At 63.3% G+C, this 18129-nt stretch carries 17 protein-coding genes; 11 read left to right on the top strand and 6 right to left on the bottom strand.

The features are described 5' to 3' along the window. Positions 1–161 precede the first annotated feature (161 nt). Both zwf and K0F86_RS20315 read left to right on the top strand, forming a co-directional pair. The gene (gene zwf / locus K0F86_RS20320; RefSeq protein WP_219136034.1) at positions 162–1634 is read left to right on the top strand and encodes a glucose-6-phosphate dehydrogenase; all 1473 of its coding nucleotides are present in this window, start codon (positions 162–164) and stop codon (positions 1632–1634) included. Positions 1635–1763: 129 nt separating this feature from the next. Beyond that, positions 1764–2618 (top strand): SIS domain-containing protein, encoded by an 855-nt coding sequence (locus K0F86_RS20315; RefSeq protein WP_034750862.1) that lies wholly within the window; start codon positions 1764–1766, stop codon positions 2616–2618. Positions 2619–2669: 51 nt separating this feature from the next. Here K0F86_RS20315 and K0F86_RS20310 read toward each other — a convergent pair whose 3' ends face one another. Then, the gene (locus K0F86_RS20310) at positions 2670–3332 is read right to left on the bottom strand and encodes a hypothetical protein (RefSeq protein ID WP_219136033.1); all 663 of its coding nucleotides are present in this window, start codon (positions 3330–3332) and stop codon (positions 2670–2672) included. 168 nt (positions 3333–3500) lie between these two features. Between K0F86_RS20310 and tal the strand changes: the two genes are divergently transcribed. The 3 genes from tal (at position 3501) to K0F86_RS20295 (ending at position 7735) form a co-directional block, all read left to right on the top strand. After that, positions 3501–4436 carry a transaldolase gene (tal, locus tag K0F86_RS20305; protein WP_219136032.1) on the top strand — a complete coding sequence of 312 codons (936 nt, stop codon included), beginning with the start codon at positions 3501–3503 and terminating at the stop codon, positions 4434–4436. Between the two features lie 229 nt (positions 4437–4665). Beyond that, a complete protein-coding gene (locus K0F86_RS20300; RefSeq protein ID WP_219136031.1) occupies positions 4666–6405 on the top strand; it encodes a methyl-accepting chemotaxis protein in 1740 nt (579 codons plus the stop codon). Positions 6406–6559: 154 nt separating this feature from the next. After that, complete coding sequence (locus K0F86_RS20295; protein ID WP_257572261.1) at positions 6560–7735, top strand: tetratricopeptide repeat protein; 1176 nt, start codon at positions 6560–6562, stop codon at positions 7733–7735. Here K0F86_RS20295 and hemW read toward each other — a convergent pair. From hemW to rph, 3 genes are all read right to left on the bottom strand, one after another. Further along, positions 7732–9006 (bottom strand): radical SAM family heme chaperone HemW, encoded by a 1275-nt coding sequence (gene hemW, locus K0F86_RS20290; protein WP_219136030.1) that lies wholly within the window; start codon positions 9004–9006, stop codon positions 7732–7734. The genes K0F86_RS20295 and hemW overlap by 4 nt on opposite strands. Beyond that, positions 9003–9587 (bottom strand): RdgB/HAM1 family non-canonical purine NTP pyrophosphatase, encoded by a 585-nt coding sequence (gene rdgB, locus K0F86_RS20285; protein ID WP_219136029.1) that lies wholly within the window; start codon positions 9585–9587, stop codon positions 9003–9005. The genes hemW and rdgB overlap by 4 nt, the downstream gene beginning before the upstream one ends. 138 nt (positions 9588–9725) lie before the next feature. Beyond that, positions 9726–10454: a ribonuclease PH gene (rph, locus tag K0F86_RS20280; RefSeq protein WP_219136028.1), complete on the bottom strand. Its 729-nt coding sequence runs from the start codon at positions 10452–10454 to the stop codon at positions 9726–9728. A 278-nt stretch (positions 10455–10732) separates the two neighbouring features. On the opposite strand from rph, the gene K0F86_RS20275 reads away from it, so the two are divergent. The 4 genes from K0F86_RS20275 to K0F86_RS20260 all read left to right on the top strand — a co-directional run bounded on the left by K0F86_RS20275 (position 10733) and on the right by K0F86_RS20260 (position 15003). Continuing rightward, a complete protein-coding gene (locus K0F86_RS20275) occupies positions 10733–11623 on the top strand; it encodes a YicC/YloC family endoribonuclease (protein ID WP_035821322.1) in 891 nt (296 codons plus the stop codon). Positions 11624–11743: 120 nt separating this feature from the next. Continuing rightward, positions 11744–12382 (top strand): guanylate kinase, encoded by a 639-nt coding sequence (gmk, locus tag K0F86_RS20270; RefSeq protein ID WP_080753685.1) that lies wholly within the window; start codon positions 11744–11746, stop codon positions 12380–12382. A 52-nt stretch (positions 12383–12434) separates the two neighbouring features. Continuing rightward, the gene (gene rpoZ / locus K0F86_RS20265; RefSeq protein WP_010400723.1) at positions 12435–12638 is read left to right on the top strand and encodes a DNA-directed RNA polymerase subunit omega; all 204 of its coding nucleotides are present in this window, start codon (positions 12435–12437) and stop codon (positions 12636–12638) included. A gap of 82 nt (positions 12639–12720) precedes the next feature. Further along, a complete protein-coding gene (locus tag K0F86_RS20260; protein ID WP_219136027.1) occupies positions 12721–15003 on the top strand; it encodes a bifunctional (p)ppGpp synthetase/guanosine-3',5'-bis(diphosphate) 3'-pyrophosphohydrolase in 2283 nt (760 codons plus the stop codon). 88 nt (positions 15004–15091) lie between these two features. On the opposite strand, the gene K0F86_RS20255 is transcribed toward K0F86_RS20260, so the two are convergent. Both K0F86_RS20255 and greB read right to left on the bottom strand, forming a co-directional pair. Continuing rightward, a complete protein-coding gene (locus K0F86_RS20255; protein WP_219136026.1) occupies positions 15092–15733 on the bottom strand; it encodes a transposase in 642 nt (213 codons plus the stop codon). Between the two features lie 70 nt (positions 15734–15803). Further along, positions 15804–16370, bottom strand: a complete 567-nt coding sequence (gene greB, locus K0F86_RS20250) for a transcription elongation factor GreB (protein ID WP_096237449.1) — start codon at positions 16368–16370, stop codon at positions 15804–15806. A gap of 116 nt (positions 16371–16486) precedes the next feature. On the opposite strand from greB, the gene K0F86_RS20245 reads away from it, so the two are divergent. Continuing rightward, on the top strand, positions 16487–17074 hold the full coding sequence (locus tag K0F86_RS20245) for a hypothetical protein (RefSeq protein WP_219136025.1): 588 nt from the start codon (positions 16487–16489) through the stop codon (positions 17072–17074). Between the two features lie 17 nt (positions 17075–17091). Next, positions 17092–18129, top strand: a 1038-nt coding sequence (locus K0F86_RS27670) for a sensor histidine kinase (protein ID WP_257572260.1), incomplete at its 3' end; no start/stop codon positions are given.

The following is an 18129-nucleotide window of genomic DNA, read 5'->3' as shown; positions in this document are numbered from 1 at the left end:
GCAAAATGGCGACGCCAGTGCATGGAATGTAGTAAAATTTCTTGCAATTGCCGGTTCTACGTAGTAAATTTACACCACAGAATGATAGTAGCGACAGACTGGCACTTCCGGTCGGCCTCCTCCCCGCTCCGGCTCTTTTACTTTTGCGACGACACTCACTTATGGCACTTACCGATTTTGACCTGGTCCTGTTTGGCGGCAGCGGCGATTTAGCAATGCGCAAGTTGCTGCCTGCAATGTATGCGCGCGACGTCGCGAACGATTTGCCGCCGACGGCGCGCATCATCTGTGTGGGCCGCCAGGACAGCGGCCAGGATGCCTTCCTGAAGATGGTAGAGACCAATTCGCGTCCCCACATCAAGGCCAGCACCCTGAATGCCGCCACCTGGAGCAAATTCTGCGCGCGCATCGTGTATGTGTCGCTCAACGCCAGCGATGCGACAACGTACGCGCCGCTGGTCGAAGCGCTGCGCGGCGATGCCGAGCTGACGCGCGTGTACTACCTGGCCACGCCGCCGCACTTGTTTGCCTTGATCTGCGACAACCTGCAAGACAACGGTCTGGTCACGCCGAATTCGCGCGTGGTGCTGGAAAAGCCGCTGGGCCGCGACCTGGCCAGCGCCAAGCAGATCAACGCCGAAGTGGGCAAGGTCTTCCAGGAATCGCAGATCTACCGTATCGACCATTACCTGGGCAAGGAAACCGTGCAGAACTTGCTGGCCCTGCGCTTCGGCAATATCCTGTTCGAGCCGCTGTGGCGCCGCGAATGGATTTCCGACGTGCAGATCACCATCGCCGAGAAACTGGGCGTGGGCAACCGCATGGGTTACTACGACACCTCGGGCGCGCTGCGCGACATGCTGCAGAACCACTTGCTGCAACTGCTGTGCATCGTCGCCATGGAACCGCCGACCTCGATCGCGCCGGACGCCGTGCGCGATGAAAAGCTGCAAGTGTTGCGCTCGCTGAAAAAATTCACGCCCACCACCCTGGCGCAAAACATCGTGCGCGGCCAGTATCGCGCCGGCCACGTCGATGGCGCCACCGTGCCGAGCTACCGCGACGAGCCGGACGCGCCGGAACATTCGCGCACCGAGACCTTCGTCGCGCTGAAGGCGGAAATCGACACCTGGCGCTGGGCCGGCGTGCCGTTCTACCTGCGCACGGGCAAGCGCATGGCCGACAGCCTGGCCGAAATCGTCGTGCGCTTCAAGCAGATTCCGCACTCGATCTTCAACCAGCCCACGTCGAGCTTCCAGCCGAACTGCCTGGTGATCCGTTTGCAGCCGGACGAAGGCTTGCGCATGAACCTGATGGCAAAAACCCCGGGCGACGGCATGCGATTGAAACCGGCGGAACTGGAACTCGATTTCCGCGAATCGTTCAAGACCCCGCGCATGGACGCCTACGAGCGATTGCTGCTTGACGTGCTGCGCGGCCAGCTGACCCTGTTCATGCGCGGCGACGAACTGGAAGCGGCCTGGGAATGGGTCGAGCCGATACTCGACAACTGGGAACAGAACGACAGCGCGCCGATTCCGTACACGGCCGGCACCTGGGGCCCGGCCGCGGCCAGCGCCCTGATCGGCCGCGACGGCTTGCAGTGGCGTGAAGAGGCCTTGCCAGAGGACTGAAGCCGTTAAGATTTGGCTTAACCCTGAACGGTGAAATACTGGGGTCGGACCCTGATGGTCCGACCCCGGAACTTTGCTTTTGGGGTGAAAAGGACGCAAACTTACGGCATTACGCCAGAAGATTAATCAATGCTACTCGACTCCATCCGCACCCAGCTCGATTCGCTCTCCAAGTCGGAGAAGAAGGTCGCGCTGGCCGTGCTTGACCAGCCGAACCAGACGGTCAGCCAGAACATCACGGCGCTGGCGAAAAGCGCGCAGGTGTCGGAACCGACCGTGGTGCGCTTTTGCCGCACCCTGGGCTATGACGGCTGGCATGAATTCAAGCTGAAACTGGCGCAGGGCCTGGCCCTGGCCATGCCGGGCGCGAACGAGCAGCCGGCGCAGGACGACCTGGCGGCCGACCTGGTCAACAAGATTTGCAGCCGCTCGATCAATACCCTGCTCGACCTGCGCAACAACCTGAACCCGGAAGCGATCCAGCGCGCGCTCGACATCCTGTCGCGCGCCAGCAAGATCGAATTCTATGGCCAGGGCACGTCCGGCATCGTCGCGGCCGACGCGCAACACAAGTTCTTCCGCTCGGGCGTGCCGACGGTGGCCTACAGCGATCCGAACATCCACAGCATCGCGGCGGCCCTGCTGCGCGGCGGCGACTGCCTGGTGGCCATCTCGCAGCGCGGCAACAGTCCCGCCCTGGTACGCTCAGTAAAACTGGCGCGCCGCGGCGGCGCCGACGTCGTCGTGCTGGCCCCATCGGGCACGCCGCTGGCCGACCTGGCGACGGTGCTGATCCCGATCGACCTGGTCTTCAACACCGATCCCTACACCCCGATTTCCGCGCGCCTGGCCTATCTGGTGGTGATCGACGTGCTGGCCGTGGGCCTGGCCCTGCAGCGCGGGCCTGAATTCCGCAAGAAGATGCAGAATGCACAGAAGGCCTTGCAGGAATTCGACATGCAGTTCGACTCCTTCATCGGTTGATCTCCGATCGGCGCCAGCCGCGCTGAGCGGCGCAGTCGCTTTGCCCATCCGTCATTCCAGATGCGGCTTGCGGGGGATGGCATAGAAAGGATTCTCAATTTCTTGCCTGCAGAACTGCCCCTGGGGAAGGCGCGTGGCATGCAATTTCACCTCTGCGGCAGCAAGCGGCGCATCGGTCTTGAATGTTCCCAGCCGTGCCTGCACCGTGCCATCGGCAAGAAAGTGCAACTGCACGGTGTCCGGGCGATCTGGACCTGTCGCGGGAAGAATGTCGACCATGGCCTGGCACCAGCGGCTGCCAGGAGAACCTTGTCTGGAAGTGCGTTCATCATAAGACATGCTCGATTTACCATCGTGGTAGCTCGTGTCGAACACCACGCTCCACACCACCCGCACCCTCAGCGGCTTGTCGACCGGCCGGTCCCAGCTTAAACAGCAATTGCCAATGCTGACGGCAACTTTTTCACCATTCTCCAGTGTCCTCTCGCTGGCGTCGCGAAAAAAAATGGAGCCGCCGCTGGGCGCGTCATCGATATTGAAGGGCAGCGAGATTTCCTTGTACGCAATGGAATACAGGTCGTACGGCGTGTAGTTATAGGAAGTGGTCGTAAAAGTTTGCTCACTTAACTCTGTTTGCAATCGATCATCGTTCTCCCTGACATTGCAGGCGGCCAGCATGGACAGGGACAACAGGATGAGGATAATTTTTTTCATGATCGGAAAAATGTATAAAACAGACAAGTCCGGGCAATTATGCGTGCATTCCCAAAAAAGCAAGATTCAATTAGGCAAGTAGCGCCAGGGGAAGACAATAGTGGATCCCACATGCAATGGATTCGGTACAATAGTCCGGCAAGCCCATTCACTCTTTCCCGTGCAGCCATGAACCAACTCGAACAACTGAAGCAATTTACTACCGTGGTGGCCGACACCGGCGACTTCCAATCGATTCAGGCCTACACGCCGCGCGACGCGACGACGAATCCGTCGCTGATCCTGAAGGCCGTGCAGAAGGATGAATACAAGCCGCTGCTGGAAAAGGCCGTGCGCGACCATCCGAACGCCTCCACCGCCGAAATCATCGACCGCCTGCTGATCGCATTTGGCGTGGAAATCCTGCAAACCATCCCCGGCCGCGTCTCCACCGAAGTCGATGCGCGCCTGTCATTCGACACGGATGGCACGGTGGCCAAGGGCCGCGACCTGATCGCCCTGTATTCGAACGCGGGCATTCCACGCGAGCGCGTGCTGATCAAGATCGCCTCCACCTGGGAAGGCATCCGCGCCGCCGCCATCCTGGAAAAGGAAGGCATCCGCTGCAACATGACCCTGCTGTTCTCGCTGGCACAGGCCATCGCCTGCGCCGAAGCGGGCGCGCAGCTCATTTCGCCGTTCGTCGGCCGCATCTACGACTGGTACAAGAAATCGACGGGCATCGATTACATGGGCGCGGAAGACCCGGGCGTGCAGTCGGTCCGGCGCATCTACAACTACTACCGCAAGTTCGGCTACAAGACCGAGGTGATGGGCGCGAGCTTCCGCAACACGTCGCAAATCCTCGAACTGGCCGGCTGCGACCTGCTCACCATCAGCCCCGACCTGCTGCAAAAGCTGGCCGACAGCGATGCACCCGTGGAGCGCAAGCTGAGCGCCGAAGCGGCGCCATCGACCAACGTCGTGCACATGTCGCTCAACGAAGAAGCCTTCCGTTTCATGATGAATGAAGACGCGATGGCGACGGAGAAGCTGGCCGAAGGCATCCGCGCCTTCTGCGTCGATTCCGGCAAGCTGAAACAGATGATCGCGGCGCTGCGTTAATCGCCAATGTCCTCCGCAAAAAGCGGCGTCCGTGCACTGCACGGCGCCGCTTTTTTTCGTCTCGCCCTGGCGCCCATGCGCGACTGGCGCCAGGCGGGCGATCTGTAGCACGGGCGTGGCTGCAACAGTCACCAAAACAGGCACTTTTTTCGCTCACCTCTTGGTCACTTATCGGTGCATACTATGTCGCACAGGCAATTAAATCCCCTCTGCGACAGGAGTTATGACCATGCACGCCCTCTCCCACCTTCGTATCGGCACCCGCCTGGCGGCAGGCTTCGCGCTGGTACTGCTGCTGTCCGTGATCTCCACCTCGTACGCGCTGTACAGTGCCCGCGTGAATGCCGAAGCGACGCGGGAAATGATGGAAAAACCACTGGCCAAGGAGCGCCTGGTATCGGACTGGTATGTGCTGATTTACTCGGCCATCGCGCGCACCTCGATGATTGCCCGGAGCACGGATGAAACCCTGTCCAGCGTGTTTGCCGACACCATCGCCGACAGCACGAAACAGGGCAGCGAACTGCTGAAGCAAATCGAAACCCTGCTCGTCAGTGAGGAAGAAAAGGCCATCTTCAAGGCCTCCATCGCGGAACGCGTCAAATACCAGGATGCCAAGACCCAGGTGATGAACGCGCGCAAGGGCGGCAATGCGGCCCTGGCGGAAAGTGCGTACCGCGACAGCTTCGCGCCCGCCGCCACCCGGTACCAGAACAACGTCAAGGCGCTGCTGGCGCAGCAGCGCCAGGCCATCGACGCGACGGCGCACGCCATCGAGACCGCCAATGAGCGCAGCATCACCCTGTTGTTGTTGCTGTGCGCGCTGGTGGTGGCCCTGGGCAGCGTCTGTGCCTGGCTGATCACGCGTTCGATCACCGCGCCCCTGCAGGCGGCCGTGAAGGTGGCGGAAACGGTCGCCGCGGGCGACTTGCGCACGCATTTCGGCACGGCGGCCAGCGATGAAATCGGCGACCTGATGCGCGCGCTGCACGGCATGAACGAGGCACTGCGCAAGGTGGTGTCGGAAGTGCAGACGGGCACCAATGCGATTGCCACGGCATCGGGCGAAATCGCCGCCGGCAACCAGGATCTGTCGGCGCGCACGGAGCAGCAAGCCAGTTCGCTGGAAGAGACGGCGTCGTCGATGGAAGAATTGACCAGCACAGTGAAACAGAATGCGGACAATGCGCGCCAGGCCAACCAGATGGCGGTCGCCGCGTCCAGCGTGGCCGAACGGGGCGGCAGCATCGTCAGCCAGGTGGTCGATACCATGGGCGCCATCGACACGGCGTCGACGAAAATCGTCGACATCATCGGCGTCATCGACGGCATCGCCTTCCAGACGAATATCCTGGCATTGAACGCGGCCGTCGAAGCGGCGCGCGCCGGCGAGCAGGGGCGCGGCTTTGCCGTCGTGGCCACGGAAGTGCGCAGCCTGGCGCAGCGCTCGGCCGCGGCGGCGCACGAAATCAAGACCCTGATCGGCGACTCGGTGGAACAGGTCAACAACGGCACCCGGCTGGTGCAGCAGGCCGGCAACACCATGGACGAAGTGGTCGACAGCGTGCGACGCGTCACCGACATCATGGCCGAGATCACCGCCGCCAGCGCCGAGCAAAGCATGGGGATCGACCAGGTCAATCAGGCCATCGCGCAGATGGACCAGGTAACGCAGCAAAATGCGGCCCTGGTGGAGGAAGCGGCGGCGGCGGCCGAAAGCATGCAGGATCAGGCGGCGCGCCTGGCGCAGGTGGCGGCCGGCTTCCAGCTCGAACACGTGACGCCGGCAGTGGCGCCGGTACGCGCCGCGCGGCCGGCCAGGACCGCCACCGCCGCGCCGCCGCGGCTGGCGACGCGGCGCCAGTCCCAGGCGACGGGCAGCAAGCCGGCCGCACCCAGGGCTGCCGATGCCGCGGCGCACAAAACGCCATCGCACATCGCCGGCGAGCAGGACTGGGAAGAGTTTTAAGCCCGCGGTGTCAAGCCCTGCCTCAGGCACCGTGCAGGCGGCGGCAAGGCGCTTGAAACTATTTGACAGCGGCGCCAGGCGCGCCGATACTGGTTTCAGGTGGGACTGGCGCGCCACCGCGACATGAGACAGTCGGCGCCTCCAGGGAGAGACCGTGCGCCCCTATCTTGTTTCCGCCGCTTGCTTCATGCGCCTGCTTGCCGCCCTGCTCTGCGCCGCGCTGGCCGCCTGCGCCGCCGCGCCGCCCGTCAGCTTGCCCCCCATCTTCAACGACAGCGATTTTGCGCCGGCCACCGCCATCGATGCCGGCCAGATCTTCGCCCTCAGCGACGCCATGCGCCAGTATGTGCAGACGCAAGTGCGGCAAGCGACGCACAACGGCAATCCCCGCACGGCGCTGTACGAAGCGCTGTACGACAAATCCAGGCTGAAACTCGAGTACGATGCGGCCATGACCCGCAATGCGCGCGAAACGTTCGCCGCGCGCCAGGGCAACTGCCTGTCGCTGGTGATCATGACGGCGGCGCTGGCGCATGAATTGGGCTTGCAGGTGCGCTACCAGGAGGTGCTGGGCGAAGAAAGCTGGAGCCGCAGCGGCGACATGTATTTTGTCGCCGGCCACGTCAATCTGGTACTGGGCCAGCGCCTGGGCGACAACCCGAATAACTACGACGCCAAGGGCATGATGGTGATCGACTTCCTGCCGTCCGGCGACGTGGCGGGCTACCGCACGCGCGAAATCAGCGAAGCGACCGTGCTGGCCATGTACATGAACAACCGCGCCGCCGAAACCATGAGCGAGGGCCAGCTGGACCAGGCGTACTGGTGGGCCAGGGCGGCCCTCCTGCAGGATCCCTCGTTCAACGGCGCCTACAACACCCTGGGCGTGATCCAGCTGCGCCATGGCGACCTGGCGCAAGCGCGGCGCACGCTGGCCCATGCGCTGATACGCACGCCGGACAACACGCTGCTGCTGTCGAACCTGGCGCAGGCGCTGGAAGCGTCCGGCCTGCCCGATGAAGCGCTGCCGCTGCGCCGGCGCCTGCTGGCGCTGCAGCCGCAGCCGCCCTTCCACTACTTCAACCTGGGCAAGGCGGCCATGCAGCAAAACGATTACGTCCAGGCGATCCGCCTGTTTTCACGCGAAATCGCGCGCGACCCGTACTACCACGAATTCCACTTCTGGCTGGCGCAGGCGTATGCGCGCATGGGCCAGCTGGCGCAGGCGGACCGGCAGCTGGAACTGGCGATGGACAACAGCACCACGCGCAACGAGCACGGGCTGTATGCGGCCAAGCTGCAACGGCTGCGCGCCGCCACCGCGCATTAATCCTCCAGGAACATCTGCTGCAGGTCATTCAGGAAGCACAATCCCCGTTCCGTCGGGCGGATGACCTGGTGGTCGCGGTACAGCAAGCCTTTGGCTTCGGCCGCATTCAGCGGCTGCTCGATGGCGTTGATGGCCAGGCCCGTGCGCTCGGCGAACAGGTTCGGCGAGAAACCCTGCGTCAGGCGCAGGGTATTGAGCATGAATTCGAAACCCATCTCCTCGCGCGCCAGCTCGCGCTCTTCCTGCACCGGATTACCGGCCAGTACCGCATCCATGTAGGCGCGCGGCTGCTTGTAGCGGGCCTGGCGCAGCACGCGGTGCGGGAACGATATCTTCGAATGCGCGCCCGCGCCGATGCCCAGGTAGTCGCCGAATTCCCAGTAATTGCGGTTGTGCCTGGCCTGGCGGCCCGGCTGCGCATACGCCGACACTTCGTAGCGGCCATAGCCGGCTTGCGCCGCGCGCTCAGCCACCATGTCGGCGATGTCGGCGCTGGCGTCGTCGTCCGGCAGCACGGGCGGATACTTGGCGAACAGCGTGTTCGGTTCCAAGGTCAGGTGGTACAGCGACAGGTGCGGCGGCGCGAACGACAGCGCCGTTTCCAGGTCCTGCCGCGCCTCGTCCAAGGTTTGCGTGGGCAACGCGTACATCAGGTCGAGATTGAAATTGTCGAAATTGGCGTGCGCGATGTCCACCGCGCGGCGCGCCTCGTTGTCGTCATGGATGCGCCCCAGCGCCTGCAAATGGCGCCCATTGAAGCTCTGGATGCCGATCGACAGGCGGTTGATGCCGCTGGCCCGGTAAGACTTGAATTTTTCCGCTTCGAAGGTGCCCGGATTGGCTTCCATGGTGATTTCGCAATCGGGCTCCAGGGGCAGCAGGGTGCGCACGTCCGACATCAGCCGGTCCAGCCCCGCCGCCGACATCAGGCTGGGCGTGCCGCCGCCGATGAAAATCGTGTGGATCTTGCGGCCCCAGATCAGCGGCAGCGCCATTTCCAGGTCCAGCCGCAGGGCCGCCAGGTATTCGGCTTCCGGCAAGTCGCCGCGCACCTCGTGCGAATTGAAATCGCAATACGGGCATTTTTTCACGCACCACGGAAAGTGAATGTACAGCGACAGCGGCGGCAAGGCCGTCAGGTTCAGCGCGCCCGGCTGCAGGTATTTCAGGGCCGCCCCGGCCGCGCCGGAAATGCCTTCCTGCGGCGCCGGCGAGGCTCCGGGCCTGGCTGCCGACTTGGCAACGGCGCCCACCAGTTTGATCGGGATCATCGCAGTTTTTCCACCAGCGCGCGCAGGGCCTGGCCACGGTGCGACAGCGCGTTCTTTTCATCGGACGTCAGTTCGGCCGCGCACTTGCCCAGCGCGGGAATGAAGAAATGCGGATCGTAGCCGAAGCCGCCGGTGCCGCGCGCCATGGCGATCATTTCGCCATTCCAGCGGCCGTCGGCGATCACCGGTTGCGGGTCGTCCGCATGGCGCACGTACACCAGCACGCAGTAGTAATACGCGGACTTGTCGGCATGCGCTTCCAGGTCGGCGATCAGTTTGGCGCTGTTGGCGGCATCCGATTTCGGCTCGCCCGCATAGCGGGCCGAATACACGCCCGGCGCGCCGCCGAGCGCATTCACGCACACGCCGGAATCGTCGGCCAGCGCCGGCAAGCCCGTCAGGCGCGATGCGTGGCGCGCCTTTTGCAGGGCGTTTTCAACGAAGGTGTGGAATGGTTCGTCGCTTTCCGGCACGGCGTACTCGCCCTGGGCGTGGACGGAAAAACCGATGGTCGAGAGCAGCTCGTTGAATTCCTTGAGCTTGCCGGCGTTGTTGGAGGCGAGGATGAGGCGTTGGGTCATGTCAGTAGTCCGGTTGAAGTGCCGACATTGTAAACCTTTTGCGCCCCCCTCACCGCGCCCCGCCGCCGCGCTCAACGGCGGCAGGTGTGGGCTTTTTGCCCGGCGCGGCGGGCAATGACATGTAAATCTATGTAAAGATTACATGCCGAGCGATTGCTTTTGCAGGGCGATCAGGTCGGCGATGCCGCCCTGCGCCAGGTCCAGCAAGCGGTTCATGCCGGCGCGGTCGAACGCGGCGCCTTCGGCCGTGCCCTGCACTTCGATGAAGTGGCCCGCTTCCGTCATCACCACGTTCATGTCCGTGTCGCAGCCCGAGTCTTCCACATAGTCGAGGTCCAGCACCGGCATGCCCTGGTAGACGCCCACCGAGATGGCGGCGACGAAGCTTTTCACGGGGATGGCGGCGATCGCGCCGCGCGCCTGCAGCTGCGAAAACGCATCATACGCGGCCACCATGGCGCCCGTGATCGAGGCCGTGCGCGTGCCGCCATCGGCCTGGATGACGTCGCAATCGAGGTGCAGCGTGCGTTCGCCGAAGGCCTGCAGATCGAAGGCGGCGCGCAGCGAGCGGCCGATCAGGCGCTGGATTTCCTGCGTGCGGCCGGACTGCTTGCCGCGCGCCGCTTCGCGGTCCATGCGCGTATGCGTCGAGCGCGGCAGCATGCCGTACTCGGCCGTCAACCAGCCCTGGCCCTTGCCCTTCAGGAAACCCGGCACCTTGTCTTCGATGCTGGCGGTGCAGATGACCTTGGTGTCGCCGCACTCGATCAGCACCGACCCTTCGGCATGCTTGGTGTACTGGCGGGTGATGCGGATGGCGCGCAGCGCATCGACGGCGCGGCCGCTCGGGCGGGATTCGAATGTCATGAGGGTGTCCTGTGTGATTGGGGTTGCGGCCGCGATTTTACCACCGCGGCGCCATGCCACGGCGCAGGGCGGCCCGCGCACAAGATCCCTACAATCCTGCCCCGCCAAACACAATTTTCTTTACAATGCCGTAAAACGCACACTATTCAGCAATTTTCAGGCCATCGCGCAGTTCGGTCCTGTTTCGCGGCGCGGGCGGTATTGCCTGCGCTGGCTGATTAAGTGTATAAGTGACTGTATACAAGACCAAATCGGGGAATCCTTTGAGCATTTCAAGCATGACAGGCTACGCGGTTGCCACCAGCGAAGGTGCTGCAGGCACACTGACAATTGAAATCAAGAGCGTCAACTCGCGCTTTCTCGACCTGCAATTCCGCATCAACGACGATCTGCGGGCGCTGGAGCCTGACTTGCGCGCCGCCGTCATGTCCGCCATCACGCGCGGCAAAGTCGAGGTACGCCTGAGCTTTGGCCGCAAGGCCGCGACCGCCGGCACGCAGGCGCTGAACCTGCCCTTGCTGGCCGAACTGGCGCGCCTGCAAAACGAAGTGGGCCAGCATTTTGTCTCCGCCCCCGTCATGACGGTGGCCGAACTGCTGCGCTGGCCTGGCGTCATCGAAGAAGCGCAAGTGGGGCAAGAGTCCCTGCAGGCGGACGTGGGCGCGCTGACCAAACGCACCGTGGCGGCCTTCGTCGACAGCCGCAAGCGCGAAGGCGCGGCGCTCGAGGCGGTGCTGGTGTCGCGCATCGAAGCGATGGAAGCCATCGTCAAGCGCATCACGCCCTTGATTCCGCAAGTGGTGGCGGCCTTCCAGCAAAAAGCCATCGAGCGCATGCAGGATGCGCTGGGCCTGGCCAGCCAGGGCTCGAATTCGGCCCTGTCGCGCCAGGACGCCATGGAGCGCATCCGCCAGGAAGTCATTTTGTACGGCATCCGCATCGATGTCTCGGAAGAACTGGCGCGCCTGTCGGCCCACCTGGGCGAAACGCGCCACATCCTCACCAAGGGCGGGCAAGTGGGCAAGCGCCTCGACTTCATGATGCAGGAACTGAATCGCGAAGCCAACACGCTGGGCGCCAAGGCATCCGTCAAGGAACTGGCCGACGCCTCGATGGACTTGAAGCTGCTGATCGAGCAGATGCGCGAACAGGTGCAGAACCTGGAGTAAGACGCCGGCCATGCCGGCCTCTTTGGGACTGGCTCACAGCCTTGCCTCTTGGTAAAATACCGGATTGGGCGCCGCCTGCGCGAGCATCGGCGCCAACAACACGATTATTGAAAGATCCGCATGAGCCACCCTACCGCCTTCTCCGGCAGCCTGTTCGTGGTCGCCGCGCCATCGGGCGCCGGCAAATCGACACTGGTCAATGCATTGCTGGCGCAAGAGCCCGGCATCAAATTGTCGATTTCGACCACCACGCGCGCGCCCCGTCCGGGCGAGCAGCACGGCCGCGAGTACTACTTCACGACGGCGGAAGACTTTGTCGCGCGCGCCGACCAGGGCGAGTTCCTGGAATGGGCGGAAGTGCATGGCAATTACTATGGCACCTCGCGCATCATGGTGGAACAGCAAATGGCCGCTGGCACCGACATCCTGCTGGAAATCGACTGGCAGGGCGCGCGCCAGGTGCGCAAGCAATTCCCCCGCGCGGCCGGTATTTTCATCCTGCCGCCATCGATCGATGCGCTGGAAGAGCGCCTGAACAAGCGCGGCCAGGACGAGCCGCACGTGATCACGCGCCGCCTGCTGGCGGCCGGCGGCGAAATCGCACACGCTCCCGAGTTCGAGTATGTTATTATCAATGAAGAGTTTACGGTCGCTTTGTCCGAACTGAGCGCGATCGTGAGAGCGGCCCGTTGCCGGTTTGCGCAACAAGCGGCCCGCAACGCATCGCTATTCGCCCAGCTGGGCCTGCACGCAGAGTAATCAGCCTGCACGCCAATTCACACAGCACCACGCAAAAATTTTAGGAGTTACCATGGCCCGTATCACAATCGAAGATTGCCTGAAGCAGATCCCTAACCGTTTCCAGCTGACCCTGGCTGCGACCTATCGCGCACGTCAGTTGTTGCAAGGCCACACCCCAAAAGTGGAAGCCAAGGACAAGCCTACCGTTGTCGCACTGCGCGAAATCGCTGCCGGTAAAGTTGGCATCGAAATGCTGAAAAAGGTCCCGATGTAATTGGGAAGCCGCGTGCCGGAACAGTGCTGACCCCTGGTTCTACCGTATCGTTTATTCACACTGTAAAGCAACGCGACGTTTTATGAGTCTGACTCCAGCCGACACGACTTCCGCATCACTGCCGCCGCTGGCCTCGCGCCAGGCGGCAAAAGCACAGGGCGCTTCCGCGTCCGGTGCTGGCACGTCCGCCGGGACCACCTCCGCGACACCGCCAGCACCCGCCTTGGGCGTGGCCTCCGTCAGCCACCTGGCCGACAAGCTGGCCGAATACCTGTCCCCCGCCGACCTGAAAAAAGTCAAGGAAGCCTACCGCTTCTCCGACGAAATGCACCTGGGCCAGATGCGCCGCTCGGGCGAACCGTATATCTCGCATCCGATCGCCGTCGCCGAAATCTGCGCCGACTGGAAACTCGACGCGCAAGCCATCATGGCCGCCCTGCTGCACGACGTCATGGAAGACCAGGACGTCAAGAAGGAAGAATTGATCGAACGCTTCGGCGCACCGGTGGCGCACCTGGTCGACGGCCTGTCGAAGCTGGAAAAGATCGAATTCCAGAGCCAGATCGAAGCGCAGGCGGAAAACTTCCGCAAGATGCTGCTGGCCATGGCGTCCGACGTGCGCGTAATCCTGATCAAACTGGCCGACCGCCTGCACAATATGCGCACGCTCGATTTCATGACGGCGGCCAAAAAACGCCGCATCGCCAGCGAGACCATGGAAGTGTACGTGCCGATCGCGCACCGCCTCGGCCTGAACAATATTTACCACGAGCTGCAGGATCTGTCGTTCTCGCACCTGTATCCGATGCGCTACCGCACGCTGGCGAAAGCCGTCAAGGCGGCGCGCGGCAACCGGCGCGAAGTGGTCAACAAGATCATGGAAGCGGTGAAAAGCACCTTGTCCATGGCCGAGCTCGAGGCCGACGTCACGGGCCGCGAAAAGACCCTGTACGACATCTATAAAAAGATGCGCAGCAAGCATTTGTCGTTTTCGCAAGTGCTGGACGTGTACGGCTTCCGCGTGGTGGTGGGCAGCTTTGCCGACTGTTACGTGACCCTGGGCACCCTGCACAGCCTGTACAAGCCCATGCCGGGCAAGTTCAAGGATTACATCGCGATTCGCAAGCTGAACGGCTACCAGTCGCTGCACACGACCGTCATCGGCCCATACGGCACCCCCGTCGAATTCCAGATCCGCACGCAGGAAATGCACCGCACGGCCGAATCGGGCGTGGCGGCGCACTGGCTGTACAAGAGCGGCGAATCGAACCCGTCCGACTTGCAGCAGCGCACCCATGCGTGGCTGCAATCGCTGCTCGACATCCAGCAGCAGACGGGCGACTCGGCCGAATTCCTCGAACACGTCAAGGTCGACCTGTTCCCCGATTCCGTCTACGTGTTTACGCCGAAGTCGAAGATCATCGCCCTGCCGCGCGGCGCCACGGCCATCGACTTCGCCTACTCGATCCACACGGGCATCGGCGACCAGACCGTGGCGGTGAAAATCAACAACGAAACCTCGCCGCTGCGCACCGAGCTGCACAATGGCGACATCATCGAGATCATCACCGATTCCTCGTCGCGCCCCAGCCCGACGTGGCTGTCGTTCGTGCGCACCGGCAAGGCCCGTTCGGCCATCCGCCACCATCTGCGCACGATCAACCTGCCCGAATCGATCGCCCTGGGCCAGCAGCTGCTGTCGCAGGCGCTGCAAACCCTGAACATCGACGCCGATCTGCCGGCGCCGCTGGTGGAACGCCTGCTCAACGAATCGAGCGCCAATTCCATGGACGAGCTGTACGCGGACATCGGCATCGGCAAGCGCATGGCCACCCTGGTGGCGCGCCACATCTTCGGCCTGATCGGCGGCGAAGCGGCCAGCATGCCCGTGGAACACAATAGCGGCAGCGAACTCGACCCCGTTACCATCTGCGGCACCGAAGGCGTCTCGGTGCAGCTGGCGCCGTGCTGCTTGCCGATTCCCGGCGACCAGATCATCGGCCAGCTGCGCCGCGACCAGGGACTATTGGTGCACACGAGCGACTGCTCGCAAGCGAAACGCCAGCGCGCCAAGGAGCCGGACCGCTGGATCGCCGTGCGCTGGGGAACCGAACTGAACCGCCGCTTCGACTGCCGCATCAAGGTGCTGATCAACAGCGAACGGGGCATTTTGGCGAGAGTCGCCGCCGAAATCGGCGAGTCCGACGCCAACATCATCTATGTGGGCATGGACGAAGACAAGGACAACGTGCTCGACCAGCTGCGCTTCACCGTGCAGGTCAAGGACAGGGTCCACCTGGCCGCCCTGCTGCGCAACGTGCGCCGCGTGGCCGGCGTCAACCGCATCCTGCGCGAGCGTAATTAGACCCCAAGGCAAATACTGGGGTCGGACCCTGAGGGGGAATACGTCCCGGTGGGACGTATTCCGATCGCGGAGCGACCGACCCCGGCCTTTACGCTTTACGGGTTTGCAGTTCCCTCACGAATTCGTCGCTCCCCACCGCCGCATTGCCGCGGCTGGCGACACGCAAGGCCTGACGCTGCACTTCCTCATCACCATAAAATAAGGCAGCGTAGGCTTGCTGCCGCTCTCCCTGGTTTTTACCCATGCTCAGATAAAGTGGATGTGGCTGTACCAGGACATCCTCGCGCCCCTCCGCATTGCAACGATAGCTGGACCATCGGTAGTGCCCCGGATAGCGCACCATGCCGGCTCGCACGGGATTGAGTTCGATATAGCGCTGGCATACCAGCAGATAGGTGGCATCCTGCACGACGCAGGACTTGTAGCGCCCGTCCCACAGCGGTCCGCTGCGATGCCGACGCCAGTTAATGTAATGTGCATACTCCTGCCCCAAGGCCTTCATCATACGCGAGACGGCCAGAACACTACCTGAGGACAGCAGCAAATGCACATGATTCGTTATCAGGACATAGGCATGCAGGAAACAGCTTTGCGCATGTGAGTGCCGCTGCAGTTGCTGCAAATACCAAAGAAAATCAGCCGGTTCAAAAAAACAGATTTGCCTGTCCGCCCCACGCTGCACCACATGCAAGGGCATGCCAGGCATAAACAAACGCCGGACGCGGGCCATGGTCGCTCTCCCGTAAAGGAAAGTCCCAGCGTGACAGGCTTACCAGGACTAACCCTGCGTCACCGCAAGCTTACCCCTCCCCCGGCGCCGGATACGTCACTTCCAGCAACTCCAGCTCCTGCTCGCCCTGCGGCGTGTTGAGGGTGATGAGGTCGCCCTCGCGCGCCTTGGTGATGGTGCGGGCCATCGGCGAGACCCAGCTGATCTTGCCGTTCAGGGGGTCGAATTCATCGATGCCGACGATGGTGATGGTGTGCGTTGCGCCGTCGCTGGTGCGGTAGGTTACCGTGGCGCCGAAAAACACCTGGTCATTGCCATGGTGCACGCTGGGGTCGACGATGGCGGCCAGGTCCATGCGTTTCGTCAGGAAGCGGATGCGGCGGTCGATTTCGCGCAGCCGGCGCTTGCCATAGATATAGTCGCCATTTTCCGAGCGGTCGCCATTCGACGCCGCCCAATGCACGATGCGCACCACTTCCGGACGGTCGACGTCGATCAGCTGCAGCAGCTCTTCCTTGATGCGCTGGTAGCCGGCCGGCGTAATGTAATTCTTGGCACCGGCGGGAATGGCCAGCGCCAGCGCGGCCGCTTCTTCATCGTCGTCGTTGTCGGATTCTTTTACAAAGGCTTTATTCATCCGCCTATTGTAGCCCCGCCAGGGAGCCACGGGCACACCGGATGCGGGGGCAGCCGGGCTTTTTTAACGTATCATCGAGGCAATGGCAGCCATACCGGAGCGCCACACGGAGACGGATGAAAAAATTCTACAGAGTCAGGCGCTGGCTGTTCGCGCCGCTGGTCTACCTGGCCGCCATCTGCCTGCTGATCGAGGAATGGCTGTGGGCGACCGGTGCGCGCATCATGCAGGTGGTGGCGCAATTTCCACCGCTGCATGCGCTGGAAGCGTGGATCAAGCGCCTGCCGCCGTACTGGGCGCTGGCCATCTTCGTGCTGCCGGCCGTGCTGCTGTTTCCCGTCAAGCTGCTGGCCCTGCTGGCGATCGCGCGCGGCCATGCGTTTTCCGGCATCGGCGTGATCGTCCTCGCCAAGCTGGGCGGCGCGGCCGCCGTCGCGCGCCTGTACAACCTGACGCGCCCTACCCTGCTCAGTTTGCCGTGGTTTGCCCGCTGGCATGGCCGGTTCATGGAAACCAAGGACCGCTGGATCGCCCGCCTGCGCGCCACGCGCCCGTGGCGCAGGGTCAGCCGCCTGTCGGCCGCGCTGGGCCGCGCCCGCCGCGCCTGGTGGCAGCGCTTGCGCAAGGGCCCGCCAGGCCGTCATAATTCCCGCCCGGCCAGAGTGCTGCGCCGCTTCGCCGCCTTCTGGCGCGCCCGCCGCTGATGAAGAAAGGCCATCCCATGCACGATACTCCCCGGCTCGCCCCCGCCCTGCGCGCGGCGGCGCCGGAAATCTACCTGTACGACGCGGCCAGCTTGCAATTGCTGGACGCTAACAATGCCGCCTGCGATAACTTGCAATATGCACGCAAGCAGTTGCTGGCGATGACGCCCTTCACGCTGGCGCCGCAGCTCGACGCGCAGCAGCTGGCCGCCGTGCTGGCCACCCTGGACGACAGCATCGGCGCGCAAGCCCGGCTGCACGTGCAGCAACGGCGCCGCGATGGCAGCCTGTATTCGCTCAGCCTGCATTTGTCGCGCGCCCAGCGCCAGGGGCGCGCCCTGCTGCTGGCCGAGGGCGAAGACTTGCGCACGCCGCAGGCGACGGCCGCCGCCCTGGCGCAGGTGCAGTCGCGCTTCAACGCCATCGTCTCGAATACGCCGGGCCTGGTGTACCAGTTCTGCCTGCACGCGGATGGACGGGCATCGTTTGCCTACCTGAGCGACGGCTGCCAGGCGCTGCTGGGCCTGGAGCCGGCACAGCTGCACGCGCGCCCGGAACTGTTCTACCAGCTGATCCTGGCCGATGACCGCGCCTCGTATCTGGAGTCGATGCAGGCGTCAAAAAACGCCTTGTGGAGCTGGAACTGGGAAGGCCGCATCTGGATCGATGCCTGGAAGGATGTCAAATGGATCAACCTGCGCTCCACGCCGCGCGCGCTGGCCGACGGCACGGTGCAGTGGGAAGGCATCATGACGAATATCACGGAAAGCCGGCTGGAACAGATCGAAGTGCGCCAGTCGCGCGCGCGCCTGGCCGAGCTGACGGCGCATATCGACAAGGTCAAGGAACACGAACGCACGCGCCTGGCGCGCGAACTGCACGATGACCTGGGCGGCAATTTGACGGCGATCAAGATGGCGCTGGCCATGCTGGCGCGCCGCCTGCCGCCGGACGACCCGCTGCTGCAGGAAAAAGCCGACTATGTCGATGCCCTGGTCGACCGCAGCATCGACGCCGTGCACCGCATTTCGCTGGACTTGCGCCCCTCCATGCTG

The sequence above is a fragment of the Janthinobacterium sp. UMAB-60 genome, assembly GCF_900095235.1.
GTDB lineage: Bacteria > Pseudomonadota > Gammaproteobacteria > Burkholderiales > Burkholderiaceae_D > Janthinobacterium.
This window is presented reverse-complemented; position numbering and strand designations above follow the sequence as displayed.

Bases quoted from the DNA above. Each gene is read 5' to 3' on its own strand.
- K0F86_RS20310 (WP_219136033.1), bottom strand. From the start codon at position 3,332: ATGAAAAAAATTATCCTCATCCTGTTGTCCCTGTCCATGCTGGCCGCC.
- K0F86_RS20275 (WP_035821322.1), top strand. From the start codon at position 10,733: ATGACAGGCTACGCGGTTGCCACCAGCGAAGGTGCTGCAGGCACACTG.
- tal (WP_219136032.1), top strand. From the start codon at position 3,501: ATGAACCAACTCGAACAACTGAAGCAATTTACTACCGTGGTGGCCGAC.
- K0F86_RS20300 (WP_219136031.1), top strand. From the start codon at position 4,666: ATGCACGCCCTCTCCCACCTTCGTATCGGCACCCGCCTGGCGGCAGGC.
- K0F86_RS20315 (WP_034750862.1), top strand. From the start codon at position 1,764: ATGCTACTCGACTCCATCCGCACCCAGCTCGATTCGCTCTCCAAGTCG.
- K0F86_RS20245 (WP_219136025.1), top strand. From the start codon at position 16,487: ATGAAAAAATTCTACAGAGTCAGGCGCTGGCTGTTCGCGCCGCTGGTC.
- greB (WP_096237449.1), bottom strand. From the start codon at position 16,370: ATGAATAAAGCCTTTGTAAAAGAATCCGACAACGACGACGATGAAGAA.
- K0F86_RS20260 (WP_219136027.1), top strand. From the start codon at position 12,721: ATGAGTCTGACTCCAGCCGACACGACTTCCGCATCACTGCCGCCGCTG.
- zwf (WP_219136034.1), top strand. From the start codon at position 162: ATGGCACTTACCGATTTTGACCTGGTCCTGTTTGGCGGCAGCGGCGAT.
- hemW (WP_219136030.1), bottom strand. From the start codon at position 9,006: ATGATCCCGATCAAACTGGTGGGCGCCGTTGCCAAGTCGGCAGCCAGG.
- gmk (WP_080753685.1), top strand. From the start codon at position 11,744: ATGAGCCACCCTACCGCCTTCTCCGGCAGCCTGTTCGTGGTCGCCGCG.
- K0F86_RS20255 (WP_219136026.1), bottom strand. From the start codon at position 15,733: ATGGCCCGCGTCCGGCGTTTGTTTATGCCTGGCATGCCCTTGCATGTG.
- rph (WP_219136028.1), bottom strand. From the start codon at position 10,454: ATGACATTCGAATCCCGCCCGAGCGGCCGCGCCGTCGATGCGCTGCGC.
- rdgB (WP_219136029.1), bottom strand. From the start codon at position 9,587: ATGACCCAACGCCTCATCCTCGCCTCCAACAACGCCGGCAAGCTCAAG.
- rpoZ (WP_010400723.1), top strand. From the start codon at position 12,435: ATGGCCCGTATCACAATCGAAGATTGCCTGAAGCAGATCCCTAACCGT.